The 24,749-nt window shown below is 46.4% G+C and carries 28 protein-coding genes and 1 riboswitch; of the genes, 19 read left to right on the top strand and 9 right to left on the bottom strand.

Features of this window, described 5'->3' with window-relative positions:
* Positions 1–38 precede the first annotated feature (38 nt).
* The 6 genes from K7399_RS10040 to K7399_RS10015 all read left to right on the top strand — a co-directional run bounded on the left by K7399_RS10040 (position 39) and on the right by K7399_RS10015 (position 7,104).
* The gene (locus K7399_RS10040; RefSeq protein ID WP_128166962.1) at positions 39–824 is read left to right on the top strand and encodes a sugar phosphate isomerase/epimerase family protein; all 786 of its coding nucleotides are present in this window, start codon (positions 39–41) and stop codon (positions 822–824) included.
* Positions 821–1,627, top strand: a complete 807-nt coding sequence (surE, locus tag K7399_RS10035) for a 5'/3'-nucleotidase SurE (protein ID WP_051575217.1) — start codon at positions 821–823, stop codon at positions 1,625–1,627. The genes K7399_RS10040 and surE overlap by 4 nt, the downstream gene beginning before the upstream one ends.
* Positions 1,614–2,648 (top strand): ABC transporter substrate-binding protein, encoded by a 1,035-nt coding sequence (locus tag K7399_RS10030; RefSeq protein ID WP_028983512.1) that lies wholly within the window; start codon positions 1,614–1,616, stop codon positions 2,646–2,648. The genes surE and K7399_RS10030 overlap by 14 nt, the downstream gene beginning before the upstream one ends.
* Positions 2,649–2,667: 19 nt before the next feature.
* The gene (locus K7399_RS10025; RefSeq protein WP_051577778.1) at positions 2,668–4,407 is read left to right on the top strand and encodes an ABC transporter permease; all 1,740 of its coding nucleotides are present in this window, start codon (positions 2,668–2,670) and stop codon (positions 4,405–4,407) included.
* Positions 4,397–5,494 carry an ABC transporter ATP-binding protein gene (locus K7399_RS10020; protein WP_051577776.1) on the top strand — a complete coding sequence of 366 codons (1,098 nt, stop codon included), beginning with the start codon at positions 4,397–4,399 and terminating at the stop codon, positions 5,492–5,494. Before K7399_RS10025 ends, K7399_RS10020 begins: the two co-directional genes overlap by 11 nt.
* Positions 5,495–6,033: 539 nt before the next feature.
* Positions 6,034–7,104 carry a GGDEF domain-containing protein gene (locus tag K7399_RS10015; protein WP_051577775.1) on the top strand — a complete coding sequence of 357 codons (1,071 nt, stop codon included), beginning with the start codon at positions 6,034–6,036 and terminating at the stop codon, positions 7,102–7,104.
* A 52-nt stretch (positions 7,105–7,156) separates the two neighbouring features.
* On the opposite strand, the gene K7399_RS10010 is transcribed toward K7399_RS10015, so the two are convergent.
* Both K7399_RS10010 and K7399_RS10005 read right to left on the bottom strand, forming a co-directional pair.
* Positions 7,157–8,194 (bottom strand): HD-GYP domain-containing protein, encoded by a 1,038-nt coding sequence (locus K7399_RS10010; RefSeq protein WP_051577774.1) that lies wholly within the window; start codon positions 8,192–8,194, stop codon positions 7,157–7,159.
* A gap of 136 nt (positions 8,195–8,330) precedes the next feature.
* Positions 8,331–8,738 (bottom strand): winged helix-turn-helix transcriptional regulator, encoded by a 408-nt coding sequence (locus K7399_RS10005; RefSeq protein ID WP_028975855.1) that lies wholly within the window; start codon positions 8,736–8,738, stop codon positions 8,331–8,333.
* A 134-nt stretch (positions 8,739–8,872) separates the two neighbouring features.
* Here K7399_RS10005 and K7399_RS10000 point away from each other — a divergent pair, with 134 nt between their 5' ends.
* The gene (locus K7399_RS10000) at positions 8,873–9,379 is read left to right on the top strand and encodes a type 1 glutamine amidotransferase domain-containing protein (RefSeq protein WP_028975854.1); all 507 of its coding nucleotides are present in this window, start codon (positions 8,873–8,875) and stop codon (positions 9,377–9,379) included.
* A 227-nt stretch (positions 9,380–9,606) separates the two neighbouring features.
* On the opposite strand, the gene K7399_RS09995 is transcribed toward K7399_RS10000, so the two are convergent.
* The 6 genes from K7399_RS09995 to K7399_RS09970 all read right to left on the bottom strand — a co-directional run bounded on the left by K7399_RS09995 (position 9,607) and on the right by K7399_RS09970 (position 13,460).
* On the bottom strand, positions 9,607–9,837 hold the full coding sequence (locus K7399_RS09995) for an RpnC/YadD family protein (protein WP_028975853.1): 231 nt from the start codon (positions 9,835–9,837) through the stop codon (positions 9,607–9,609).
* Positions 9,830–10,060 (bottom strand): RpnC/YadD family protein, encoded by a 231-nt coding sequence (locus K7399_RS09990; RefSeq protein ID WP_223362293.1) that lies wholly within the window; start codon positions 10,058–10,060, stop codon positions 9,830–9,832. The genes K7399_RS09995 and K7399_RS09990 overlap by 8 nt, the downstream gene beginning before the upstream one ends.
* Positions 10,053–10,961, bottom strand: a complete 909-nt coding sequence (locus K7399_RS09985; RefSeq protein WP_037562727.1) for an RpnC/YadD family protein — start codon at positions 10,959–10,961, stop codon at positions 10,053–10,055. The genes K7399_RS09990 and K7399_RS09985 overlap by 8 nt, the downstream gene beginning before the upstream one ends.
* Before the next feature lie 370 nt (positions 10,962–11,331).
* Complete coding sequence (locus K7399_RS09980) at positions 11,332–12,093, bottom strand: ABC transporter permease (RefSeq protein ID WP_028975850.1); 762 nt, start codon at positions 12,091–12,093, stop codon at positions 11,332–11,334.
* Positions 12,090–12,746 carry an ABC transporter ATP-binding protein gene (locus tag K7399_RS09975; RefSeq protein ID WP_028975849.1) on the bottom strand — a complete coding sequence of 219 codons (657 nt, stop codon included), beginning with the start codon at positions 12,744–12,746 and terminating at the stop codon, positions 12,090–12,092. Before K7399_RS09975 ends, K7399_RS09980 begins: the two co-directional genes overlap by 4 nt.
* Before the next feature lie 129 nt (positions 12,747–12,875).
* Complete coding sequence (locus K7399_RS09970; protein WP_028975848.1) at positions 12,876–13,460, bottom strand: cupin domain-containing protein; 585 nt, start codon at positions 13,458–13,460, stop codon at positions 12,876–12,878.
* Between the two features lie 327 nt (positions 13,461–13,787).
* On the opposite strand from K7399_RS09970, the gene K7399_RS09965 reads away from it, so the two are divergent.
* The 5 genes from K7399_RS09965 (at position 13,788) to K7399_RS09945 (ending at position 18,569) form a co-directional block, all read left to right on the top strand.
* A complete protein-coding gene (locus tag K7399_RS09965; RefSeq protein ID WP_081791706.1) occupies positions 13,788–15,326 on the top strand; it encodes a C39 family peptidase in 1,539 nt (512 codons plus the stop codon).
* Positions 15,327–15,564: 238 nt separating this feature from the next.
* Positions 15,565–15,948 (top strand): GntR family transcriptional regulator, encoded by a 384-nt coding sequence (locus K7399_RS09960; RefSeq protein WP_028975847.1) that lies wholly within the window; start codon positions 15,565–15,567, stop codon positions 15,946–15,948.
* On the top strand, positions 15,945–16,814 hold the full coding sequence (locus K7399_RS09955; RefSeq protein WP_037562725.1) for an ABC transporter ATP-binding protein: 870 nt from the start codon (positions 15,945–15,947) through the stop codon (positions 16,812–16,814). The genes K7399_RS09960 and K7399_RS09955 overlap by 4 nt, the downstream gene beginning before the upstream one ends.
* On the top strand, positions 16,804–17,442 hold the full coding sequence (locus tag K7399_RS09950) for an ABC-2 transporter permease (protein WP_028983503.1): 639 nt from the start codon (positions 16,804–16,806) through the stop codon (positions 17,440–17,442). The genes K7399_RS09955 and K7399_RS09950 overlap by 11 nt, the downstream gene beginning before the upstream one ends.
* 92 nt (positions 17,443–17,534) lie before the next feature.
* A complete protein-coding gene (locus K7399_RS09945; protein ID WP_010026125.1) occupies positions 17,535–18,569 on the top strand; it encodes a dipeptidase in 1,035 nt (344 codons plus the stop codon).
* Here the strand turns inward: K7399_RS09945 and K7399_RS09940 are convergent.
* On the bottom strand, positions 18,566–19,210 hold the full coding sequence (locus K7399_RS09940; RefSeq protein WP_028975844.1) for a copper homeostasis protein CutC: 645 nt from the start codon (positions 19,208–19,210) through the stop codon (positions 18,566–18,568). The two genes, K7399_RS09945 and K7399_RS09940, sit on opposite strands and share 4 nt — an antisense overlap.
* An 81-nt stretch (positions 19,211–19,291) precedes the next feature.
* Between K7399_RS09940 and K7399_RS09935 the strand changes: the two genes are divergently transcribed.
* The 7 genes from K7399_RS09935 to K7399_RS09905 all read left to right on the top strand — a co-directional run bounded on the left by K7399_RS09935 (position 19,292) and on the right by K7399_RS09905 (position 24,676).
* Positions 19,292–19,765 carry a GNAT family N-acetyltransferase gene (locus K7399_RS09935; protein ID WP_028975843.1) on the top strand — a complete coding sequence of 158 codons (474 nt, stop codon included), beginning with the start codon at positions 19,292–19,294 and terminating at the stop codon, positions 19,763–19,765.
* Positions 19,766–19,811: 46 nt separating this feature from the next.
* Positions 19,812–20,297, top strand: coding sequence for a GNAT family N-acetyltransferase (locus K7399_RS09930; RefSeq protein WP_028975842.1), 486 nt, complete (start codon positions 19,812–19,814; stop codon positions 20,295–20,297).
* Between the two features lie 219 nt (positions 20,298–20,516).
* The gene (locus tag K7399_RS09925) at positions 20,517–20,696 is read left to right on the top strand and encodes a hypothetical protein (RefSeq protein ID WP_010024014.1); all 180 of its coding nucleotides are present in this window, start codon (positions 20,517–20,519) and stop codon (positions 20,694–20,696) included.
* A gap of 218 nt (positions 20,697–20,914) precedes the next feature.
* Entirely contained in the window at positions 20,915–21,340 is a 426-nt protein-coding gene (locus tag K7399_RS09920) for a hypothetical protein (protein ID WP_028975841.1), read from the top strand.
* Between the two features lie 32 nt (positions 21,341–21,372).
* Positions 21,373–21,475: riboswitch (purine riboswitch) on the top strand.
* Positions 21,476–21,621: 146 nt separating this feature from the next.
* Positions 21,622–22,185 carry a phosphoribosyltransferase family protein gene (locus K7399_RS09915; RefSeq protein WP_028975840.1) on the top strand — a complete coding sequence of 188 codons (564 nt, stop codon included), beginning with the start codon at positions 21,622–21,624 and terminating at the stop codon, positions 22,183–22,185.
* A gap of 15 nt (positions 22,186–22,200) precedes the next feature.
* Positions 22,201–23,868 carry an ABC transporter ATP-binding protein gene (locus K7399_RS09910; protein WP_028975839.1) on the top strand — a complete coding sequence of 556 codons (1,668 nt, stop codon included), beginning with the start codon at positions 22,201–22,203 and terminating at the stop codon, positions 23,866–23,868.
* Positions 23,861–24,676 (top strand): energy-coupling factor transporter transmembrane component T family protein, encoded by an 816-nt coding sequence (locus K7399_RS09905; protein ID WP_010024009.1) that lies wholly within the window; start codon positions 23,861–23,863, stop codon positions 24,674–24,676. Before K7399_RS09910 ends, K7399_RS09905 begins: the two co-directional genes overlap by 8 nt.
* Positions 24,677–24,749 lie beyond the last annotated feature (73 nt).

The raw sequence follows: 24,749 nt of genomic DNA, 5'->3' as shown, positions 1-24,749 counted from the left end.
GCGAAAAATTCGCATGAACGGGAAAGGAGGGGATTCAGATGTATCTATCATCAACGCTCTGCTGGGACAACGGAGTTGACGAAGTGATTGCTTTGGCGGCCCATCTGGGATTTTCAGGTGTTGAGGTTTGGGCGGAACAGGTATGGCAGCATGGTACGGATGAATCATCTATAGCAGCAGCACGTGCGCGTTATCAGCAAGAACTGACGCTGCATGCGGCAAGCTGGGATCTGAATCTATGCGCGCTTAATGAATCGGTACGGCAGCAATCGCTTCGGGAAATTGAACGCTCCATGGACTTAGCGCGACGCATTGGTGCTCCTAACGTCACCGTTCATCCTGGACATTATACTTTGCCGCAGCTCTCAGAACTTCAATGGACGTGGTTGATAGACAGCCTAACGAAACTGGCAAACTGCGCAGAGCAGCTGCAAGTGACGCTTTCTATCGAAATGATGGAGCCCACCGCGAAAGAATTTGTGACAACCCCGGAAATGGTCAATCAATTGCTGAGCGCATTGCCGCCATCGGTCACAACGACTTTTGACGTTGCTCATGTTCCTTTGAAAGTAAATTGTTTAGCGTCCTTTAAACGCTTAAACAGAGTTAGCAAGATTCATTTCAGCGACTCAAGTTCTGAGCGCTACCACGTACCGCTCGGCAAAGGAGCATTGCCGATGGATGTCCTTTTTCCTTTTTTGCAAACCGTGGATGTCCCGGTGGTTCTCGAAGGGTTTGATCTGAGCGCGACACACGAGATTCTCCAACAAGATCTTGTGTTTATCAAGCAGATGGGTACAGCGGCGAGGGGGATGCTTCTTTGAAAATTCTTATTTCGAATGATGATGGTATTTTTGCGCCTGGGGTTGAGGCACTGGTTAATGTACTCGGGCATCTGGGTGAGGTTTGTGTGGTTTGTCCGGATCGCGAACAGAGCGGAGTTAGTCACTCCATTACACTCCGCTACCCGATTAAAGCGACCCCGCTGAACATTTTTCCTGCCAACATATCGGCATGGGCAGTGAATGGGACACCGGCGGATTGCGTCAAGATGGGGATTGAAGTGCTGATGAAGGAAAAACCGGATATTGTTTTCTCAGGCATTAATCTTGGCCCGAACATCGGCAGAGATGTCTTTTATTCGGGAACCATCGCTTGTGCCGTTGAAGCTACTCTCTATGGTATTCCGGCCGTTTCCATGTCGCTCGCTGCTTTTGACGGACGTGAAATCAACTATCAGAACGTGCAGCAGCTCGTCTACGAAATCAGTGAAATTATTGTTCGAAATGCGATTCCGAAAGACTTCTTTTTAAATGTCAATCTGCCCTATACGACGCGTGAATGCTGCAGAGGTGTAAAAGTTGCGCCACTCGATCTGTCCGTGTCGCGCTATCAATATGTCGGCATGAATGACCCATACGGCAATGTTTATTACTGGCTCAAAGACAACTACCAGCAACTGGATGAGCTGACCAAGGGTTCGGACTTTATTCATTTGAAAGATGGTTATGTCACGATCACTCCAGTTCAAATTGGAAAAAATGGAAAACGAAGAATGGATCAGATGAGTCAATGGTTTAAGGAATTTAACCGCTCAAAGGAGGCATTTATTCATGAAAATCGTTAAGTATCTCATTGTTGCGCTACTATCAATCAGCATTCTTGCTGGGTGCGGCACGTCTCAATCAACGGGAAGCTCAGGCAACAGCAGCAGTGAAAAAGAAAACACCTTGTCGGGGACACTGAACTTTTATACCTCGCAGCCGGATATGGATCAGCAGAAACTTGTCGCAGCTTTTAATAAAAAGTATCCGGAGGTTAAAGTCAATGTCTTTCGCTCAGGAACCGAAGATGTAATGAGCAAAATACAAGCGGAGAAAAAGTCCGGCAACGTTCAGGCTGATGTGCTTCTGCTTGCTGATGCGGTTACTTTTGAAACGCTTAAAGATGAAGATTTGCTTCTGGCCTACAAATCAAAGCAAGCCGCTGATTTTCCAAAAGAATTGGTCGACGCCGATGGGTACTATACAGGGACAAAAGTCATGGCAACCGCACTTGCAATCAACACAAACAAAGTGAAGGAAACACCGGACTCATGGGACGTGCTGACCGATTCAAAAACAAAGGGACAGGCGATCATGCCAAGTCCGCTCTACTCGGGAGCCGCCGCATATAATCTGGGTGTGTTCACGAGAGATGACGCGCTGGGTTGGGACTTCTATAAGGAACTTAAGAAAAACCAAATCACCGTGGTTCAAGGCAATGGCGACGTACTGAAGGCTGTTGCATCCGGCAATAAGGCATATGGAATGGTGGTTGATTTTGTGGTTGCCAATGCAGCGAAACAAGGTTCGCCGATCAAACTGATTTATCCTTCTGAAGGATCTCCAGTAATTACTGAGCCGATCGGAATTATGAAGAATGCAAAAAATGAAAAAGCGGCGAAAGCTTTTGTTGACTTCGTGCTCTCTAAAGAAGGACAAGTGCTCGCCTCCAGCCTTGGTTATACACCGATTCGTCCAGGCGTTCAGGCACCGGAAGGGTTGAAAAATATTGATGAGCTTAATGTATTGAATGCAGAGATTAAGCAGCTGAATGAGTCCAGAAGCGCCGATAAAGAGCAATTTACGAACGTGTTCGGCAAGTGAGAGGGAGTGACCCGTATTCATGAACCACCCACCGTTTTTCTTCTATGGAAAAGGACGTGTTGAGCCGAGAGCAATCTGGCTCTCTTTTCCTATTCGAACCGTTGCGTTCTTAGGTCTGGTGATGCTGTTTGTCTGGCCAATTGCACGCCTTGTTGCACTTGGGTTTACTTCGGAACATGGCGTTTCACTTGAAAACTATCAGCGTATTTTTAGCGATCCGTTGACGTGGCAAGTGGTGGCAAATACGCTGGTGATCAGCACCGGATCAACGGTGCTCGCTACGATTCTAGGACTCTTTTTTGCCTGGCTGATGGCCTATGTCAACCTACGTGGGAAGAAATTAATGCAGCTGTTTATTGTTCTGCCGTTTATCATTCCGTCTTATATTACGACACTCGCATGGACGCAACTCTTTAACGAAAATGGGATTTTGGCCCAAGTGCTTGCACTGCTTCCCGGACAAGTGCATCTATGGAATCTGTACAGCTATACCGGGATGATCTTCATTCTTGGGATCACGCATTATCCGCTCGTTTATTTATTTACGGTAAATGTTTTAAGGAAAATTCCTCGGGAAATGGAGCAAGCGTGCCGGGCATCCGGCGCTTCGAAAGGCGTGACATTCTGCAAGGTGACCTTGCCGATGGCACTTCCTGGTATTGCCAGCGGTGCTTTTCTCGCCTTTCTCGCGGGACTGGATAATTTCGGTATTCCTGCTTTCTTGGGGATTCCGGCCCATATTAGCGTGCTCAGCACGCATATTTACCAACAAATGATTGGCTTCGGCCCCGATGCTTTTGGGCGCGCCTCGGTCTTTTCGGTACTGCTTGGCGTATTGGCCCTTATTGGGATGCTCGGTCAATGGCTGCTGCAGCGCATGTTTAAAGTTGGCAGCACAGCCAGCATTGATCGGCAGCCACGTGATCAACTTTCCGGGTTTTCACAGCGGTTTTTGGAGTGTACGGTTTGGTTGTTCTTTATTGCAACGGCAATGGTTCCTTTTCTGGCAATGATGATGACTTCTTTGCTTCCTGCTTATGGCTTAACCTTCACGATGCAAAATTTGAGTTTGAAAAATTACGGATTCGTTCTGTTTGAGAGTCCGGACACGCAGCTGGCAATTCGAAACAGTGTTCAACTCGCATTGGTCACTACGCTGATTGGGTCAGTGATTGGGACACTTTTTGCATACAACCAGGTGCGCAGACCGTCGCGTTGGCTGAAGATGAGTGAAACATTTATGAGTTTGCCTTACGCGCTTCCAGGCACGGTCATGGCGTTATCCATGATTTTTGTCTGGATGGAGCCGATTCCCGGCTGGAACCCCGGTATTTATGGATCGATGACGATTTTGTTTCTTGCTTATTTCACACGATTTCTTATCTTGCAGGTGAGGGGGAGCGTGACGGCGGTGCTTCAAGTTGACGTGTCCATGGAAGAAGCGTCGCACGTCAGCGGGGCAACGGGATGGACGAAATGGCGCAAAATCTTAATTCCGCTGCTTCTGCCGGGAATCTTAAGTGGCGCTGCTTTGCTGTTTCTGACGGCGCTTACGGAACTAACCGTTTCCGCGCTGCTGTATTCAGCGCAGTCGAAAACAATCGGGGTGGTCATCTTTAGCTATGAACAAGCTGGTTATACCATGCTTTCTAGCGCATTTTCCAGTTTGATTGTACTGATTATTCTGATCGGTTTTGCCCTGTTAGCTTTGGCGCAAACACTCTGGAGACGAAAAGAGGGGGGACATCATGTCCATTAACATCACGAATGTTGGGCGCAGGTTTGCTCGTTTTGCAGCGTTGAAACGCATTAATTTAACGATTAAGGATGGCGAGTTTCTGGCTATTCTGGGACCATCCGGGTGTGGAAAAACAACGTTGCTTCGTCTGATTGCCGGATTTGACACGCCTTCTGAAGGAACCATTGAAATGGAAGGAAACAAGGTTAGCAGCCCGAAACACCATTTGCCTACTGAAAAACGAAATATCGGCATGGTCTTTCAATCGTTCGCGCTTTGGCCGCATATGACGGTGCGCAAACATATTGAATTTCCGTTGAAACACCATCAGTTTGTCAATCAATCGTTAAGAAAGAATATGGAGCAGCGCACCAATGACGTATTAAAAATAATTAAATTGCAAGATTTAGCTGGTCGAATGCCCGCTGAATTATCCGGCGGTCAACGACAACGCGTTGCGCTTGGCCGGGCGATTGCCCCGGAGCCAAAAGTATTGCTTATGGATGAGCCGCTGAGCAGTTTGGATGCTGAGTTGCGCATTGCGATGCGCAGCGAATTGCAAGAAATCCACCGTTTGACCGGCACATCGATCGTTTATGTGACGCATGATCAGGGTGAAGCACTTGCGATGGCCGATCGCATTGTTGTGATGAATCAAGGCTCGATTGAACAAATTGGAACGCCGCAGGAAATCTATACACATCCGCGCACAAGCTTTGTTGCTCACTTTGTCGGCAAGGCAAATTTGCTGAAGGGCAGCTGGCAGGGACGGCGCTTTTTTCCAGAAGAGGCTGCGCACATCTCTTGGCCGGATTTCGGTGTGTCGAAGGAATTGAAACAGGAGTCCATTTACCCAGTTCGACCAGAACAGTTTTTCATTCGTCGGGATGGCGGCGAGATACCAGGAACAATTACAAACCGTCAATATCAAGGAAAAGCAATGCGTTACACGGTGCAGACAGCGGGAGGCAGCAGGCAGGTTGATACGGACCTTACGGATTACTTTCAGCTGGGCGAGTCGGTATTCCTTGTGTTCAAAACAATTCCCCTTGCCGATGCGAAAGAAGTTGAGACGGGGAGGAGCGAGAACGTTGGTGAAAGCGTATAACTTATCGTGAAAGAAACCTGCTGTTGATTTGGGTAATGGTTTGATAGCAAAACGGACACTTCGTTGGAAAAGAGTTCGGGACGCGGGATGGAAACATTCGCTGTTTCCGTCTCTCTTTTTTTTACATAAAATCAGTGATCGAGCATCCTTTTGAAGGTGCAATTGATGCAAGCGGATGAATAGCCACGCCTCTTCATCAGACCCATGACTAAGGAATTATGGATGCTTTTGAAGAAGACTTAAAAGGAAACGAGTAGGATATTTATTTAAATAAACCTATTTCCTAAGTATTTTTTCCTAGTTTTTCCTGGATAATAAGGTATAATGATAATAATTATCATATTAGTTCTACACTTGGCGGTATATCGACGGCATTTCTTGGGTCGATTAAACTGCACTTTAGATTTTGTCTGCATGACTCATCATTGGCTCAATATAATACAATGGAGCGCCAGATACGTGCATCTTGACATCTCCTTCCTGCTCCTCAATTCTTCATTTTTGCGACTTTTATCTGGTATTACAGAGGTTGAATCGTTATGAAAAAAATAGTCATACAAACCAATGATCCTTATGGTGAAAACGGGACTGAGAATGACCGGAAATTTGTTGTTTTCTGTACGAATCTGTTTACCTTTTCGTTTATTGCACATGTTTTGCTCATGCCTGTTTTTTCTTTTTTTGGCAATCCTTTGATTCTCACGCTCGATCTATCGGCTGCTGCTTTGGATCTGTTCTGCTTAACACTTAATCGCAAACGATATGTACGTATTGCCAGTTTCCTCTGGGTTCTTGAGCTTTCGGTATTATCGAGCAGCTGCGTGCTTGTATTTGGATGGCAACAGGGCCATTATTACTATCTTTTTTCCTTGGTTCCAATTGTTTTCTTTGCGCGATGGCCCGGTGCTTTGCGTATTGCCGTTGCGCTTTTTCTTTTCGGCGATACGTTGTTTTTGTACGATTATACACAGACGCATTCACCGGTTACACCGCTCATTCCATATATGGCAACGTCAATGTATTTGATTAATGTGGCAATCAACTTTATTGGGCTTGGTTACGCTTCCTACTTCTATCGTGCGCATTCGGAACAATTGGAACGACAACTGCTGCGGAAGGCAAATACGGATGGCTTAACGGGAATTCACAATCGCAGGTCGTTTGAATGCAGAGCACAAGTTCAACTGGTACAAACGGATCATCAGGATGAGTGCGCACTCATTTATTTTGACCTGGATCATTTTAAACGAATTAATGATTCCTATGGGCATGCGGCCGGAGATCGTGCGTTAAAGATGGTTGCGGAGGCGTGCCGGCATGTGCTGCGCAAAGAGGATCTCTTTGCCCGAATCGGTGGGGAGGAATTTGCCGTCTTCTTGGCAAACACGTCGCGGAATGAAGCGATAAGCATTGCAGAGCGGCTTCGAAAGCAAATTGAATCGTGCTGTTTAACGTTTCAGGATGGGAAGCGTTTCTTCCTAAGCGCAAGTATTGGCCTTGCTGCCCCACAATTAAATGAGAAACGATTGGATCTTCTGATGGCGAATTCAGATCTTGCTCTTTATCAAGCGAAAAGAGACGGACGGAATCGCGTGGTTTCATTTATTTGAACCAAGCATGATCGGAAAAGTGATCGCGTAGGATGCGGTGCGAACACCTTGGTCATCGCAGGGGAACTGCTCCTTCTTCGTTAAACTGATCATAAAGCGTTTGAAATGATTTTTCATGCGCGAGGAAAACATCGGTGATGACCGGATCGAAATGTCGTCCTCGTTCATGTTTTATAATTTCCACTGCCTTTTCATGAGAATAACCGGGTTTATAGGGGCGTTTTGAACGCAGGGCATCATAGACATCGGCAAGGGCGACAATACGAGCCGAGAGCGGGATGGCATCGCCTGCGCTTCTGTCGGGATAACCACTGCCATCCCATTTTTCATGATGCGAGCGAGTGAGTGCAATCCCCATTTGTAAAAATTTATTGCCCGGATATTTTTGCTGGATTTCCGACAAGGTTTCGGCACCAATCACGGTGTGCGTCTTCATCACTTCAAATTCCTTTTCCGTTAATTTTCCCGGTTTGAGCAGGATGTCGTCAGCGATGCCGACCTTCCCAATATCATGAAGCGGACAGGCTTCATAAAGCGTTTCGATATAGGCGCTGTCCACCTGTTTTTGAAACTTTGGCAGGCGTTGAAGTTCTTCAGCGAGCAGCTTGCACGATGAGGAAACGCGTTCGACATGGGCACCTGAGGTCACATCTCTGGATTCAAGCAGCTTTACAAGCGAGAATAGGGTGGCGCTTTGCGCTTTTTGAAGCGTGCGTTCACGGCGAAGATTCTGTTCATAATTTGCCTTGTAGTAGTCGGCGAGAAAACCAATCACAAAAGCAACCATGACAAAAATGGCAAGGCGCATCAACCAATTTACCGGATATTGTGTGGCTTGAAACTGATTTAAGGGCATGAACGGACCGATCACCAATCCGCTTACACAGGCATGGATCATTCCATGAATTTTGCCGCGAGTCACTGCAACCAGCGTAATTGGCAAATACATCAGGTTGGTATAGGCATAGACTGTTCCTCCGGCTAAATAGATGATCAGTGCAATAATCATCGAGCAGATGTAGCAGCAGACAAGAAGAAACGGTTGAGTACATGCAGCGTGTTGTGTGATGCGCTTGGTCCGGGTTTTCACAGCTAATCACCTTTATCTCGTTGTTTCGAAAGGATGTTGTTTTTATTAATATAGCAATTTTTTCACCAATTGGAAATGAATTTATAGACTATTCGTTGTGTTCATCTTTTTCGAACAAATAGGTGGCATCTTTTTTTTATTCTTTCTTTTTAATTGCTTCCTCATTGATATTGCGCGGCGCAACGTGTTTGAGCTGTTTCAGCCGATTTGTCCCCCATTCGAACATGAGATCGATAATCGGAAGGAGCGTTTGCCCTAGTGCTGTGATCTCATAGTCAACGCGAACCGGCACTTCAGGATACAGAGTACGTGTGATCAGTTCGTCTTCTTCAAGCTCACGCAGCTGCTGGGTCAGCACTTTATTGGAGGCATGCGGCAACAGCTTTTTTAATTCACCGAAGCGATAGATACCGTCCTTCCCTAAATGATATAAAATAACGAGCTTCCATTTGCCACTGAACATCGATAGGGTGAGTTCTTTGGCGCAGCCGTAATCTCCCGACAGCAATTTCTTTTGGACGTCTTTGCGTACGACATCGGTCATTTGAATCCCTCATTTCTTCGCCTTGGTTACTTTCTGGTTACTGGATAACAAAAAAGTGCGTACTTTAAAAATTAATATACCAAGTATACCATATAGTTGTTGGTATCAAAAAGAACCTTAGGAGGAATTAAGATATGAGCAAAGTAGCCGTTCTTGTAACAAATGATGTTGAAGATATTGAATTTACGTCACCGAAAGAAGCTTTGGAGGCTGCCGGCCATAAAATTACCGTGATTGAGAAAGAAGCAGGTACCGAATTAACCGGCAAACATGGCACGAAGATTCCTGTGGATAAAGGGATTGATGAGGTAAATCCGGAAGACTTTGATGCGCTGCTCATTCCAGGCGGCTTCTCGCCCGACCAGCTGCGCGTTGATCCGCGGTTTGTTGCATTCACGAAATACTTCTTGGCTTATAATAAACCGTTGTTTTCAATCTGCCATGGCCCGCAGCTCTTCATTCAAACCGGTTTGGTTAAGGGGCGCACGCTAACAGCTTACGCATCCATTCAACCGGATTTGTACTATGCAGGTGCGGTTGTAGAGAACGAACCGGTTGTGATTGACCATGCGCTGATTACCAGCCGCGTTCCTGATGATCTGCCTACATTTAACAAAGCGATTGTTGATGCACTGGCCTAATTGAACTTGCGTGTGTGAGTACACGACTAAATCTACGGTGTTTCATGCCTTAAGCGGAGTAAGCGAAACAGCTGCTTCGCTTAAGGCATTTTTTGTACGCACACAAATAAAAAAATTAAACCCTCGCGTCCCAAGACCGTTCTTGGAACACGTGGATCCAACTTCACCTGTACAAGCAAATACGGCAGGCGGTCATTCATTGGGTGAACACTATAATTCAGCTTATTTTACCCATTGTGATCCTCCAACTTAATGATCTCTTTATCGCTTAATCCGGTTAGTTCGCTGATTTCAGCATGACCCATTCCTTTTTGCAACAGTTTTCGGGCAAATTGTTCCTTTGCTTTTCGCTCTCCTTGTTCAATCCCTTGTTCAATTCCCTCTTTCTTTCCGCGATCATAAAAGGAATTGGGCCACTTGAGCACTTCTTCGCGAATTTTTATGCTCATTTTACCCATTCTGATCCTCCAACTTAATGATCTCTTTATCACTCAATCCGGTTAGTTCACTGATTTCAGCATGACCCATTCCTTTTTGCAACAGCTTTCGTGCAAATTGTTCCTTTGCTTTTCGTTCTCCTTGTTCAATTCCTTCTTCAATTCCCTCTTTCTTTCCGCGATCATAAAAGGAATTGGGCCACTTGAGCACTTCTTCGCGAATTTCTATGCTCATTTTACCCATTCTGATCCTCCAACTTAATGATCTCTTTATCACTCAATCCGGTTAGTTCACTGATTTCAGCATGACCCATTCCTTTTTGCAACAGCTTTCGTGCAAATTGTTCCTTTGCTTTTCGTTCTCCTTGTTCAATTCCTTCTTCAATCCCTTGTTCAATTCCTTGCTCAATTCCCTCTTTCTTTCCGCGATCATAAAAGGAATTGGGCCACTTGAGCACTTCTTCTCGAATTTCTTCCGGAAGCTTTTTTGCTTGATCCATCAATTGATCCACCTCTTCCTTTTCTAATTGAAGATAGGTCTCGAAAAATCCATTGATCATGCTTTCACGTGCTTCTCCAAGATGCATGGTGATCATTTGCCTGATAAAAGCAAGTCGTACTTGTACACGTTCCCTTTTCGAGTAGTTCATCTTGCTCATCAGCGCGGCGGCGGCAGGATTATTGCTGTTCATAAATTTTCGCCAGCTCATTCTGGAAAGTTCGAGTTTCAAAAAATGGAACGCGCTAACAACCATTAGATGCGGCACTTTGACCACAAATTCGTCCGGTTCATCTCTAACTCCATCATAACTGAAAATGGCGATTGGTAAAACAGGTTTTCGAAATTTCAGATAGATCATGCTGTAATAGATATACATCCGTTCGGAAAAATCATCTTGGTAATAATTCTGTGCTTCAAGATGGACAATCAGGATGACATCCTTTTTTGATTTCAGCTTCGTTTCTGCGATAACATCTGCCCGTTTTTTGTCGCCTTCGACCATATCCGCAAACAGTTCCTCGGAAAGGAATTTTTTCTCGGAAAGATCAAGTGCCTGGTAAATTTTCGGGAAGAATGCTTCGAGAAATTCATCAAAAAACGCGTGAAGCAGGACTTTAAAGCGTCGATCGTGGTCTATAGACATAGGAAGCCTCCTTGCGAGGTATGTTTCGGTCATTCGAGAGGAATGTGTGAAGCGAATCGAGAAGAGAACAAATGAGAACAAATGATCGTGCTTGCTATTAGTATACCTTATATTGAAAATGCTTCAAGTCGTTTAGAGAAAACAGTGCCGGGTTGATGTGACTAAAAACTCGGTATCGGGTGGGTCTTCAATCGCCTTTAGCGGAAGTTCCTTTTACAATTAGCGAAAGTTTCACTTTTATAACGCTAATCATCGTATCAGCAAGGTAATTTATAAACTTTCTTTACCTGTAAAAACGGCTGCTTCTCCCAGCAGCCGTTGAATTGAAATAAGCGGAGCAACATGCATCCGCTTTTTATTGTTTCGGCAATCACTTCACCTGCATGCGCGCGTTAAAGAAGGCGCGGTAGGCGAGGGAGCAAGCAATGAATGAAGCAATTGCCGTTGTCGACAGCAGCATGAAGGTGACCATCAGCTGGTATTTGATCGCCTCAAGCGGCGAAGCGCCGGCAAGGATTAAACCGGTCATCATCCCGGGTAGGGATACGATCCCCAGTGTTTTAGCAGAATCAATTGTCGGCAGCATTCCGGTTTTTATTGAATCGCGGATGATGTCAATCGAAGAGGCGCGAATGTCTGTACCGAGCGCCAGCTTAGTTTCGACTTCCTCACGTTTCGTCTTGAAGTCGGCGGTCATCTGTTTATAGCACAGCCCGAGCGCAACCATGGCGTTGCTGATAATCATGCCGCCAATCGGAATCATTTGGTACGGTTCGTAGTGAATCGTCTTTGAGAGCAGAAGCACCGTCAAGGTTACGAGTGCGCCGATCAAAATGGAAAAAAACGAAATCTCGAGCCCATGTCTTATCGTGCGGCCGCGTTTTGCTGCATTATACGCGGCGTTAAACGTCATGAAGAGCAGCAAAAAGGTTGTGAATAGGGGATTTTTCACCCCGAATACATAATTCAAAACATAGCCGACCGCAATAAGCTGGATGACGGCACGAATCACGCTGATCAGCGTTTCTTTTTCAAGCTTCAGCTTCTGCCAATACGAGAAAAAGAGCGTGACAAGTACCAGCGAAGAAGCAATCAAGAGCGAGCTGGTTTGAATCGCAGCTGAGCCGTTCATCGAATCGCCTCCAATGAGCGGACTTCCCCGGTATCAATGGTCAGGATCTTATTCGCGTACTTGCGGCTCTGCTCCGGATTATGGGTGATCCACAGAATGGTTATACCCGCTTGATTCAGCGCCTCAATGACTTTTTCAACGATTTGCGTGTTTGCTACATCGAGCGCCGAGGTCACTTCGTCCAGCAGCAGAATTTCCGGCTGAAAGACGATACTGCGCATCAGGGCAATGCGCTGCTTTTCTCCGCCGGAGAGATGCTGAATTTCCTTTTCCAAATTGCTTGTCGACATTTGAAAAGCCGCGAATAATTCCTCAAGCCGGTCCGGATCGACGGGCTTGTTTCTCAGCAAAAACGGATACTCCAGATTGTTGCGCACCGTATCCCCGAACAAGTAGGGCATCTGAAAGCAATAACTGATCTGTTTGCGCAGTTCCATTGGATTGAAGCGCATCAGATCTTGCCCGTGAAAGTGAATCGTTCCTTCAGTGGGACTGATGAGGTGGCAGCACAGCCTGAGCACTGTACTCTTTCCGCTTCCAGATGGACCGACAATCGACAGAAAATCCCCTGCTTCAATGGATAATGAGAGATCGTTAACAATAGTTCTGTTTTCTCTAGTAAACGAGACATGTGAAAACTCAAGTAAAGACACAAAAGCACCGCCGTTTCCTTTTTCTGCATGAGAATTGTTGCTCTTGTTAGTGTAGACTATTTTCCTATTTTAAGCATTTAATAAAGTCGAATGGGTACGAAAAAATAGGATTCGGCGGTAGTGTGAGTATCAATGTTCGGCAGCCATGGCGTCGGCCTTTGTTTCGTGAACCGTTCCATGTGGATGTTGTGGTGGCGCATAAATCGAGTACAGTTTGATCGGTCGATTGCCTGTATTGATTAAGTTGTGCCATTTTCCAGCAGGGATGATAAAGGCAAAGTCATCGGATACCGGTCTCTGAAACGTGAGCTGGTCTTGCCGATCACCCATCATGACAAGTCCTTGACCCTCCTCGATACGGATAAATTGATCCAGATGCGGATGAGCTTCAAGCCCAATATCTCCGCCAACAGGGATGCTCATCAACGTCAGTTGCAGATGACTCCCCGTCCATAATGCGCGTCGATAGGCGTTATTCCGCTTGGTTACTTCTTCTATATTAAAAGCAATCGGAGCCGGACCGTAATCGTTCCGGTTCATGACAGCCGGTCGAAACGCCGGTTCATAAACCGAGCCTTGCGCGTAGGCGGGGTCAGGATAATAAACGGGCATTTGCCAGGCAGGATTCTGTGGATACGGCGAAAATTCAGCACGGCCGGCATCCCCAGAATCCCGCCAATTATAGGGGATCGGGTACATTTGATTTGAATACATTGGATTCATCCTTTCGTTCCTATCGGTTAACACACTGTATGTCAGGGCGTTTGAAACGGTGCGCGACGAATCAAAGCTTCTGAGCATAACCTTCCATCGTTCTGCACGGTTGATTTGTCCTATGAAAAGTGATCAGTAGGTGCGAATAGTTCGCGCCGATATGCATTGCTGTGCCATTAATCGATTAAAAGTTAGAATTAAAAAAATATATTGAAAATAGTCGTACCGACTCTATTCTCTTTGTTTCTATCGGCTTATGTTAGAAATTAAGAGATTATTTATTGCGATCTTTTCACTCGCAATAAATAATAGTGGGGAGGCATCCGAATGAAAAAAGGACTCAAATCTGCATTGGCGATTGCTCTGGTATGTTTGATTGCCGGCATTCCGGTACAAACCTTTGCGCGGCATGCCAAAGCATCAGGGAAAGAAAGTGATCATACGTACATCATCCGTTCAGCAAAGGAATTTTCAACAGGAGCACTCCAAAATGTGACGATTCATCAACGTCCCGGCGACGGTGCGGTGACCTTGAAAAAAACGCACGGCAGCTATGCGCGCGACGGTGTGTTTGTATCCCCGGAAATTTCAACCGATCCATTCGAGTATCTGATTGCTTCTTGGAACAGCGACACGCCGGCAGGAACTCATGTTGAGATTCAGGTGCGTGCCTTAATCAAGCATGATCATGGGGACAATGAGCAGGTCAAGGATTGGTCGACATGGAGAACCTGGGGAAAATGGGGGACGAACATCAAACGATCGAGCGTTAGCGACAAATCGGATCCGCTTGCTTATATTGATGTGGATACATTCACGGTACGTGGCAGCCGCGGCGAAACGGCGGACAAATTCCAGATCAGAGCGCTTTTGCATACCGATAATCCACAGGCGGCGCCGACGGTTCGGCTGCTTGCGGCATCCACTGCGCTGGGCTGGGGTACGATGAGCCAGCATCCGACGACAATTAAACTGAATAAAGATATTGAGACACCTGCCTACTCGCAGATGATTCGTGATCCGAAAATCGCTCATTCGATTTGCAGCCCAACGACCATTACAATGGCACTGAATCGTATGGGTGAAAACCTACTTCTCGAGGAGACGGCGCTTCGTGATTATGATTATGACTATGAAGGATTCGGAAACTGGGCGTTCAGCTCAGCGCTTGCCGGCAGCTACGGTTATCAATCGTATTCAACTTTTACGGATCTTGACGGTTTGAAGCGCGAAATTAAAGCGGGGTATCCGGTCGCTGTCAGCGTTCGCTACACGAATGACCCGTCGAATACGCATGAGCCGTATGTAGAAGGTGCACCGGGTACGACACCGGGGCATCTGATTCTTGTGCGCGGTTTCGAGACAATGAATGGGCAGGATTATGTGATTGTTAATGATTCGTTCGCGCCGTCCGACGATACCGCAGTGCGAAAGTATAAGGTTGATCAATTCCAAAAGGCGTGGGCGAACGGCGTTGCTTATATTGTTCACAGCAAAGAAAAAGGTGGCGCGGGGGATTCAGCTGCAAAGCGTATCCATGCAGACCTGCGTCCGACAAGCAGTGAACATGAATATGCGCTCTATGTCGGCAAGAAAAAAATTGAGATTCCGGCAAACTTTACTGCAGATGTCCGTCCATTGACGGAAGAGTCCGGAACATTGGCCTATACGATTTCCGATGGGAAAAAATATGATACGGACGCGCACAAGAAATTTTACTATACACATGAAACGTCGGACGGCAACATTGCTCTTGATCTTGACACGATAAAAAGCGAGCAGAACGGAAAGACCGCCAAGCTGACGCTTTATGTGCTGAGCACAACCGGTGACAACTATGTTGCGACACTTAATTTGGACAAATAAGGAAAGGGATGTAGCGCTCCTGCTAAGACTAAGACTTGAGAGGCACTTTTTTTATTGAAGATCATTGCGAAAGCGAATACAAAAAGCAGAACGGCGGAGTTAAAGCGAAAACTCCAAAAGTAAAAGCACCTCTTGATGATGCAACTCATCAGGAGGTGCTTTTCTTAAACCTATTGTACATATTGTGTATATTGTATATAATCAATTTGTACAGATGAGCACATAAAGAGGTTGCAGAATGAAAATTATTATTCAAAATCGATCAAATCAGCCCTTGTATCAACAGATTAAGGATCAAATCAAGCAAGCGATTATGACGAACGCATTGGAAGAGGGCGAGCGTCTGCCGACAATACGCGCGTTGGCCAATGATCTGCATGTCAGCGTTTTAACCACAAAGAAGGCATACGCGGAACTTGAAGCGGAAGGATTCATCACCACGCGGGTCGGTAAAGGCTCGTATGTTGCGCCGGAAAACCTAGAGCTGCTGATTGAATCCAAGCGGAAAATGGTAGAAGAAAAGCTGCTCGCTGCCTGCCGGATGGCGCGTCAACTGGGGATCGAAAAGAGCGCATTGCATGAGATGCTGGATCTCTTATTTGAAGAGGAGGATGAACGATGACCCAAGCGGTGTTAGAAGTAAATCAATTGACTAAACGATTTCAGCGTTTTTGCCTCGATCATGTGAATTTTTCATTAGAAGAAGGCTGTATCACCGGATTTATCGGGACAAACGGTTCTGGGAAAACAACGACCATTAAATCGATTCTCGGTCTCGTGGTTAAGGATTCCGGGCGGATTCGTTTGTTTGGCGAAGACCTGAATAAAAATGAACGCAAACTGAAGGATCGGATCGGGTTTGTTATGGATGAAGGCTATTTTTATGAGAATCTGACCCTCAAAGCGATGAAAAACGTACTCGCCGCGGCGTATTCACAGTGGGACGAGGCTGTTTTTCTCAGCTACATCAAACGCTTTAAGTTGGATCTAAAACAGAAGATTGCCAGCTTATCCAAAGGGATGCGGATGAAGTACGCGGTGGCGCTTGCGCTCTCACATCATGCTGATCTCTTGATTATGGATGAACCGACAAGCGGGCTTGATCCGCTGGTGCGTAGCGAGTTGATGGATATTCTGCTTGAGTTCATGCAGGAAGAAGGAAAAAGTGTCTTTTTTTCGACCCACATCACGTCCGATCTGGAGAAAATTGCTGATATGCTCATCCTGATTGATCATGGGCAAATAATCTTTGAAGAAGAAAAAGATGAGCTACTTGAAACGCATGTGCGTGTCAAAGGAGACAACGCTTGGATCAATGAAGAGACACGTGGACTTTTTTTGAGTGTGCGCCAGTCGCCATACGGTTTTGAAGCGGTAACGAATCAAAGGGACAACGTGCGTGCGGTCATGCCTGAAGCAGTGATTGAGCGCGCGTGCATTGAAGACATCATGCTGGCGTATATTGGAGGTGACCACGATGCTGATTAATCTTGTATTGAAGGACTTTATCTTGATCAAAAAAGATCTTCTTTTCTTTATGGCGTTTGCCATTGTTGCTCCGATCTACCTTGCTTCGCAGATGATGGCCAGCTCAATCAGCTTTTTTATCGTTGTACTGTTTATTGCCTATCTTTCATACAATCATGTGATGACCGATGAGTATAAATATAAAGGGACTTCACTGCTGTGCGCGACCCCGTATATGCGGAAATCGGTTGTTCTGGCAAAATACCTCGATGTCTTTTTCATTTTTATGTTGTGCGCGTTGATTCAGATGATGACCGCGACGGTGGTTCCAATGTACATGGAACGACTGTCGGTCTCTGGCTTCAGTGTGAGCCTGCTCTTTTTCAGTCTCTTTTTTGCTATTCTGATTCCGGTTCAATACAAGTTTGGCTATGAAAAAACGCGTCGAATCTTTCTCGTCATTATTTTCTGCACGCCATTTGCCCTTGGCTACTTGATGAAAGGGTTGCGCACGCATCCGATTCACTTCTCGTATGCGCTGCCTTTTCCAGCGATGATTCAGCATTGGATTCCGGCGCTAGTCGGTGTGCTGATTACCTTGCTTTCAATCATGCTTTCTTTGCGCATTTTTGCGCGCAAGGATCTGTAATCTGCTCCGTTTCTGCTCGTGATATAATGAAGAAAATGAATGCATCCTCAGCTGTTGGGGATGCATTTTGTGATACATAGGGGGAATTGGCTGTGGAGGAATCGATTCAGGCACATGCACAGCGGCTGCATGAACACTATATCGTGCTTGACGCGCATTTTGATCTGTTGATGGAAGTGGATTTGCGGCGCAAGCTGGGCTACCGTAAAGTGATTGAGACGGATTTTCTGCCGGATCTACGCGCGGGCGGGGTTAGCGCACTGGTCTGCTCGTTGTTCATTGAAAGTGAGTACCTGCCGGAAATGGGCTTGAAAATGGCACTTGATCAGATTAGTGCACTTTATTCGGAAATTGAGGAGTCTCCGGATAAACTTCAGCTCTGCACGACTTATGATGCGGTTTTAGATGCGCACGCGCATAATAAGCTGGCAATCTTACTTTCTCTTGAGGGCGTGGACCCACTTACCAATGATCTTGGACTCTTGCAGATATTCTATCAGCTTGGGGTGCGCTTTGTCGGACTGACCTGGAGCAGGCGCAACTTTGCCGCCGATGGCAGTCATTTTAAAGCGGTTGATGAAGGACGGCAAGGCGGACTGACGGAGTTTGGGGTGAAATTGGTCGAAGAGGCGGCACGGCTTAAGATGATCATTGATGTCAGTCATTTGAACGATGCTGGTTTGGCCGACGTTCTGGAGCGCAGCCGCTGCCCGATTATTGCCTCACACTCCAACGCACGCGCGCTCGCCTCATCAATGCGCAACCTAACAGACGATCAGATTCGCGAGCTGGCCGCAAGAGGCGCTGTGATCGGAATGAACGGGTTCAATGCGTTTGTCTCCGACCGTTATGAAGACGGTGATGTGGCGCACTTGATCGATCATTTGGATTATATGGTTAACTTGGTTGGCATCGACCATGTCGGTGTTGGTCTCGATATTTGCACCTTCCTGACCGAACTGCCGCTTAAGCCGGCGGGACATACGCGCGAATCCTTTGATGTGATTCCGAGTCATAAGCATCTGCCGCTGTTTACCGAGGAACTGATCCGGCGCGGCTACTCTGATGAGGCAATCGGATTAATCCTCGGCGGGAATTTTCTCAAGCTCTATCAGCAGCTGCTTTAAGGAAGCGGAACAATTTTCGTACCATGGACCTCTTGAACCGACAACTGCTGAGCAACGAACGCAGCGTTCACGGTCGTGATGCCGCCGCCAGGCAGAATGATCAGGCGGCCGGCGGCATGGTGAATCAATTTGCGCAAATGATTCACGTGATGCGTGATCGGCTGATCCATTGGTCCGCCATGGGTCAGGATTCTTTTAACACCGCGGGCCGCTAACCAGTCAATGGCAACAAATTGATCCTCGTGGGAGAGTTGATCAAATGCCATATGAAAGGTGATTTCTAAATCGAAAGCTGCATCGATTAAGTCAGCAGTTGCACCCACATCGAGCTGATTTTGATCGGTCAGGCATCCAAAAACGACGCCATCAGCACCGAAGCGGCTTGCCTGATCGATGTCTGCACGCATGATGCAGTGCTCATTTCGGGTAAAGACAAAATTACCGCCGCGAGGACGAATCATGACCATTACCGGGATGTTGCGGGCATGGCAGAAGCGGACCGTATGCGCCATAACGCCGGAGCTGACCGTGGTACCGCCGACTGCGAGGTTGTCGCACAGCTCAATCCGGTCTGCACCGCGTTCAATTGCTTTCGGAACATGGGTAAAATTTTCTGCACAGAATTCTTTGATTAAAGTCATTGAATACGCCTCTTTTCTTCATAGAGTTAGCGTACCATGAAAATGAATTTGATACGATTTTGCAAAGGCAGATGTTTTCTAATGAAGAATCGAATCGAACGAATGACACAGGAACAAGCTGAAGAAATCGCCTTTCATTGGCATTATGAGGGCGAGTATTCTTTTTACGATATGGAAGCAGATGAAGAGGATCTGCAGGAACTACTCAGCGCTGAAGCTCGCGGCGATGCTTATTACAGCGTCATCCAAGGGCAGGAACTGGTTGGCTTTTTTTGCTTTTTTCTTGTTTCAAACCAAACCATTGAAATCGGTTTAGGAATGAAGCCGGAACTAACCGGTAAGGGGAAGGGACAGCAATTCGTTGAGGCAGGCATTCAATATATTATCTCAAAAAGCAGACCCGATCATCTGACGCTGTCTGTTGCGACCTTCAATCAGCGAGCGATAAAAGTATATAAAAAAGCAGGATTTGTCGAGGAAGGCAGTTTTCTTCAGGAGACAAATGGCGGACGCTATCCATTTTTAAAGATGAATTATTGCTGCAAAGAACGCTGAGTACACGTCCTATTGAGAGGATGAGTGACAATGAGGAGTTTGGAAAATGAAATGGACAATTGATGAGATTCGTCCGAAAAGTCGAGAGTTGATTCGTCAACTTGCTCATGGAAACTGGGGCAACGATATGATGGTGGTTCACGATGCATGCTTTGACTTGGCTGATTTCCCCGGTTTCATGGCGAAAGCCGATCATCGGGTGATTGGTTTGCTGATCTACCGCATTGATGAACATTCAGACGCTGAACTTTTGTCGCTGGACAGTTTTGAAGAAAACCAAGGGGTTGGTTCCGCGCTACTTGACCGCTTCTTGAACCTTGAAGGGCCAAAACGGTTTTATCTGACGACAACCAACGACAATGTCCGCGCGCTGCAGTTTTATCAAAAACGAGGATTTTCGCTTGCGGCGTTCCGACAGCATGCAGTTCGAAAGGCAAGAAAAATAAAACCAGAAATTCCGCTTACCGCTGAGAATGGGATTCCGATTGAGCATGAGTTGGAACTGGAATGGTTTAAGGAGGATGATGGATGATGGTTGAATTTCTTGGCCATTTGGTTTCGACACTTGCGGACCTCTTTTGGTTCAATGAAAAAAAGAAAAAAACAACGCATCATAACAAACCATAAGTAATGGGCCGGGCTTCACGCGAAAGTGGAAAACAATTGACAAACTTTCAACGTGTGCGAGTCAGAGCGCGTCCTTATAATAGACTTGAGCGCTACAATAACAGATCATCGGAGGGATTCAATCATGGAAAGCTATGATGCCGTGTTAGCCTTTTTTGAAAAAGCTGATGCACCGGCAAATGCGGGTAAAGTCGCTGAAGCAACTGGAATCGACAAAAAAGAAGTCAACAAAGTCATGACCAAATTAAAAAAAGAAGAGAAGATTGTCTCACCGAAGCGCTGCTACTGGGAGATCAAGAAATGAGACAGGAGAGGAGGGAACGGTACGCCCCTCCTTTTTATTTTTTCGACCCCCCTTATGCTTTGAAGGCATTGAATCGCTTCGACGAACTAAGGCGATGCAGAGCGCGTAATTTGGATGCACTTAAAAGTTTTATCAGATGCGTCTCAATTTTTTTCTGCGTATAAGATCCGCAGCGGTTTGCCATGCTAACGAATGATCATCAGGTCTGGAGTGATAGTATGGAAACGGTTTCTGAATTGCTGCAGCGCTTGGAGTACTTGCAGCATTTTAACAGAGAGGAACGCATCTGGATGGGAACAATGGTTTCGTTTATGCGCAGACATCTGCCGGATTGGCAGGAAACAACCTTTTGCTGCATGCCGGCGTATCGAAACGGGCATCACTACATTGCTTTCTACGCATCAAGAGGGTCCTTTGCCTTTTACATCAATGACAGCGGGGAATGGCTGCATCTCAAAGAACAGCTGTCGCATGCGGCATTCGGCAAGCGATCGGTTCGTGTTCCACTTGAGAATACGGCAGTTTTGCCCGTCTTTTTTGATGCGTGTCGCAGCGTCTCAAGACGTGTAAATCGAATAAAGACGAGCGCTCAGTCGACTAATTTTTTGAAAAATGATTCGGTTGCCAAAAAATTATTACGGTGATATAATTTTATTAATGTTAGATCGAAATAAGTCGAAGAGACCTATTAAGAAACCGTATAAGTCTGCAAATAGGGTGCAGATGTTTCTACGCGGCAACCGTAAATTGCCTGCACTATGGTGTTCTGATTATTCCGAGCGAGTCGAATGCGGTTTGCGTTGCCCGCGTAATTAGGTTTGACTTGGCTCATCGGAATTCGCCATAGGCAGAGGACACCTGTTCCCTGCCTTTTTTGTTCTATGAAACCGTGAAACTTTTTGAAAGGGATACAGGTGAAGGATTAATGGATGAATATTTACTCAAAGTTGCCGGCGTCGAACGGAAATTACCGATTGTTCGGATTGCGGACAATATTAAGATCGCAAGTTTCGTTATCTTAGGGGATACAGAACTCGTTGAGGCTGCTGCTCAAGAATTGAAAGAACGGATACCGGATGCGGACTATTTTATCACTGCCGAAGCAAAAGGCATTCCGCTTGTCTATGAATTATCACGACTCTGCGGTAAGAAACGTTATTTTGTTGCAAGAAAGAGCATTAAACCGTATATGAGTGATCCGTTTGCGACGGAGGTCTATTCAATTACGACGCAAAGAAAGCAGCTGCTCTGTATTGAAAAAGAAGAAAGTGATCTAATTAAAGGAAAACGGATTCTGATTGTGGACGATGTAATCAGTACCGGGGAATCCTCGCGGGCATTGGAAGCACTGGTTACCCGTGCTGGAGGTACGGTTGTTGGTAAAGCGGCGATCCTTGCAGAAGGAAAAGACGCGGTGAAACGTGACGATATTATCTATCTGGGAGAACTGCCGCTCTTTCCCATTGAGTCATCGGATGCCATTCAATAAAGCGGGGAGATCACTATGAGCTTCAAAATTGAAAAGATAAGCTATCAATACAGTGCAGATACGCCGCTTATCTTAAAAAATATTAATATGGAAATCCGTCCAGCCGAAGTAACGGCAATTGTCGGCCCAAGCGGAAGCGGTAAATCAACGCTGGTCAGTATTTTGAGCGGCGTCATCCCGGAGCTGATGAACAAAGGAATGCTAACGGGAACCTTTCATCATGAGGATGACGTGATGATTTCGGTGGTTAGTCAGACCCCTGAGAATCAGTTGTTCGGCTACGGCGTTGAGGATGCGCTCGCGTTCGGCGTAGAGAACCTAGGCCTCAGCAGCGAGAAAATTAGTGAACGGGTTGAATCGGTACTCAATTTACTGCATATTCAGCATTTGCGCAAGCGCGCCGTATCAACGCTGTCCGGGGGGCAGCGGCAGGCAGTGTGTATTGCATCGGTGCTTGCGATGAAGCCGGATCTTGTAATTATGGACGAGCCGGTCAGCTCGCTTGATCCAAAAGGAAAGCACTTAATTCAGTCGGTATTGAACCAGCTTCGCGCTGCGGGACAGACCACGGTCATCGTTGACAACAATCTGGATTGGTTTTCGGATATTGTTGATCATGTCGTCGGTATCGACCATGGGGAAGTCGTGTTTGACGGAAGCCGAGATGAATTTTTTGCAGACGCGCAGCTTGCTCAGCGCCTTGGCGTCATCGTTCCACAAACGGTTGACATTTATCACGCATTGGCAAAGAAATCGGATGGACTAAAGCCGTTCACAACGCTTGATGCCGCTTATGAAGCACTCAAGGATTGCGTTGTACCGCAGGCTGCTAAGCCTGCCGAAGGTCCTCAGCGTGCGGAACAAGTGCTTGAGGTGAACAACCTCAGCAAAAGCTTTACTGATGGTTTTCAAGCGCTAAAAAAGATCAACGCCGGCTTTGAAAAAGGCAAGATCATCTCCATTCTTGGTCAGAATGGATCAGGAAAAACAACCCTGGTCAAGCATTTGAACGGGTTGCACCGACCTACTGAGGGGACGGTCACCTATCTTGGCAAGGAAACGACAACTAAGTCGGTTGCTGAAATTAGTCGTGATGTGATCCTCGTTTTTCAGCATCCGGAGCACATGCTTTTTGAAGAGAATGTCTACCGTGAACTGACCTTTTGCGCGCGTGCCCAAGGGATACCATTCGCAGAAAAAGATGCGCTGGAAGTGCTTGAAAACTATGATCTGTTAAAAGACAAAGAGGAGCTTCCGGTGAATCTGTCGATGGGTAAAAAGCATTTGCTAACGATTCTCTCGGTTCTCTTTTCAAGCGCCAAAGTAGTCATCTTGGATGAACCGACACTGGGTATGGATCTGCATTTACGTCGCCATTTGGAGGCAATTATCCACAAACTGAAGGAGCAGGGCAAGACCGTGATCCTCATCAGTCATGAGATTCCGCTGGTCTTTAAGCTCTCCGATCAGCTGCTCGTTCTTGATCATGCAGAGAAGCTTGCGGCTGGCAGCGTGCAGCAGCTTGCTGAAAATGAAGCTTTGTTCGAGAAAATTCAAATCGACCTTCCTCCGGTGGTTCGCTTGTCGAAGAAACTGGGACTGTCTCCGCTTGCCTGCGACGTCGCAAGTTTCGCGGCTCAAATTGATGAACTTCAGAAAATCGGGGGTGCAGAACGTGGGTGACTTTCTGCAGTATGTTGAATTGAATTCGTTCCTGCACCGGCTTGATCCGCGCAGCAAATTTGTCTTTTTTATCATCATGTCGGTTTTAACTTCTTTTGTGAAGAGCGGAGCGGCACTCTTATTCCTTTTTCTTGTTTTCATCGCCATCTGGCTGATTGGAGGAATCGGCAGTTATATACTGGTGCTGGCAAACAAAGTCAAGGTACTGCTCCTATTTATTTTCCTGCTGTGGCTGGTGCTTGGGCTGTTTACAGTGAATGAAGGACCGGCCATCTTCCGATCAGGGTTCTCATTGTTCGGTCATGCGTATGTGTTCAGTTTGGAATGGTTTGATTTCTATAAAGGAGCGGTGTACGCACTGCGGATTTTCCTAATGATCTCCGCGTTCTATACCGTGATACTGACGACGAATTTCAGCCAAATCATTCTTGGACTCCAATCATGGCGGGTGCCGTACGCGGTTGCTTTTGGTGTCGGGCTTGTATTCCAGATCATTCCGATGATCGTTCAGGAATTTGCGACCATTATGGAAGCGCAGAAGTCGCGCGGACTGGAAGTCGATAAATGCAGCGCATTTGCTAAATTAAAAAATTATGTCATTGTGTCGCTGCCGCTCCTGTTCCGCGTGTTGAGCAAAGGGCATGCGATCTCGCTGGCCATGCATTATTACAAACTCAATTTTAAAGTAAAGCGGACTTCCTACCAAACCATTAGTGCCGGCCGATCCGATTTTTGGTTTGCTGCCACAACGATCGCAGCGACCGTAATGACGATTGTTTTACAAATTCGATTCTATATTCAAATCTAGGGAATTGATTAAATTCCCTGTTTGTAACCGCTGATTTTTGAACATTTTAAATAATGGTACAGGAGGAATTCCT

Origin of the sequence: Sporolactobacillus terrae, assembly GCF_019930545.1 — a bacterium.
In the GTDB taxonomy this organism is placed as follows: domain Bacteria; phylum Bacillota; class Bacilli; order Bacillales; family Sporolactobacillaceae; genus Sporolactobacillus; species Sporolactobacillus terrae.
The sequence above is the reverse complement of the archived record's forward strand: the minus strand, read 5'-3'. Positions and strand labels throughout refer to the sequence as shown.

Coding starts and splice junctions, on each gene's coding strand:
- K7399_RS10040 (WP_128166962.1), top strand. CDS start 39: ATGTATCTATCATCAACGCTCTGCTGGGACAACGGAGTTGACGAAGTG.
- K7399_RS10030 (WP_028983512.1), top strand. CDS start 1,614: ATGAAAATCGTTAAGTATCTCATTGTTGCGCTACTATCAATCAGCATT.
- K7399_RS10025 (WP_051577778.1), top strand. CDS start 2,668: ATGAACCACCCACCGTTTTTCTTCTATGGAAAAGGACGTGTTGAGCCG.
- K7399_RS10020 (WP_051577776.1), top strand. CDS start 4,397: ATGTCCATTAACATCACGAATGTTGGGCGCAGGTTTGCTCGTTTTGCA.
- K7399_RS10015 (WP_051577775.1), top strand. CDS start 6,034: ATGAAAAAAATAGTCATACAAACCAATGATCCTTATGGTGAAAACGGG.
- K7399_RS10005 (WP_028975855.1), bottom strand. CDS start 8,738: ATGACCGATGTCGTACGCAAAGACGTCCAAAAGAAATTGCTGTCGGGA.
- K7399_RS10000 (WP_028975854.1), top strand. CDS start 8,873: ATGAGCAAAGTAGCCGTTCTTGTAACAAATGATGTTGAAGATATTGAA.
- K7399_RS09995 (WP_028975853.1), bottom strand. CDS start 9,837: ATGGGTAAAATGAGCATAAAAATTCGCGAAGAAGTGCTCAAGTGGCCC.
- K7399_RS09990 (WP_223362293.1), bottom strand. CDS start 10,060: ATGGGTAAAATGAGCATAGAAATTCGCGAAGAAGTGCTCAAGTGGCCC.
- K7399_RS09985 (WP_037562727.1), bottom strand. CDS start 10,961: ATGTCTATAGACCACGATCGACGCTTTAAAGTCCTGCTTCACGCGTTT.
- K7399_RS09980 (WP_028975850.1), bottom strand. CDS start 12,093: ATGAACGGCTCAGCTGCGATTCAAACCAGCTCGCTCTTGATTGCTTCT.
- K7399_RS09970 (WP_028975848.1), bottom strand. CDS start 13,460: ATGTATTCAAATCAAATGTACCCGATCCCCTATAATTGGCGGGATTCT.
- K7399_RS09965 (WP_081791706.1), top strand. CDS start 13,788: ATGAAAAAAGGACTCAAATCTGCATTGGCGATTGCTCTGGTATGTTTG.
- K7399_RS09960 (WP_028975847.1), top strand. CDS start 15,565: ATGAAAATTATTATTCAAAATCGATCAAATCAGCCCTTGTATCAACAG.
- K7399_RS09955 (WP_037562725.1), top strand. CDS start 15,945: ATGACCCAAGCGGTGTTAGAAGTAAATCAATTGACTAAACGATTTCAG.
- K7399_RS09950 (WP_028983503.1), top strand. CDS start 16,804: ATGCTGATTAATCTTGTATTGAAGGACTTTATCTTGATCAAAAAAGAT.
- K7399_RS09940 (WP_028975844.1), bottom strand. CDS start 19,210: ATGACTTTAATCAAAGAATTCTGTGCAGAAAATTTTACCCATGTTCCG.
- K7399_RS09935 (WP_028975843.1), top strand. CDS start 19,292: ATGAAGAATCGAATCGAACGAATGACACAGGAACAAGCTGAAGAAATC.
- K7399_RS09930 (WP_028975842.1), top strand. CDS start 19,812: ATGAAATGGACAATTGATGAGATTCGTCCGAAAAGTCGAGAGTTGATT.
- K7399_RS09925 (WP_010024014.1), top strand. CDS start 20,517: ATGGAAAGCTATGATGCCGTGTTAGCCTTTTTTGAAAAAGCTGATGCA.
- K7399_RS09920 (WP_028975841.1), top strand. CDS start 20,915: ATGGAAACGGTTTCTGAATTGCTGCAGCGCTTGGAGTACTTGCAGCAT.
- K7399_RS09915 (WP_028975840.1), top strand. CDS start 21,622: ATGGATGAATATTTACTCAAAGTTGCCGGCGTCGAACGGAAATTACCG.
- K7399_RS09910 (WP_028975839.1), top strand. CDS start 22,201: ATGAGCTTCAAAATTGAAAAGATAAGCTATCAATACAGTGCAGATACG.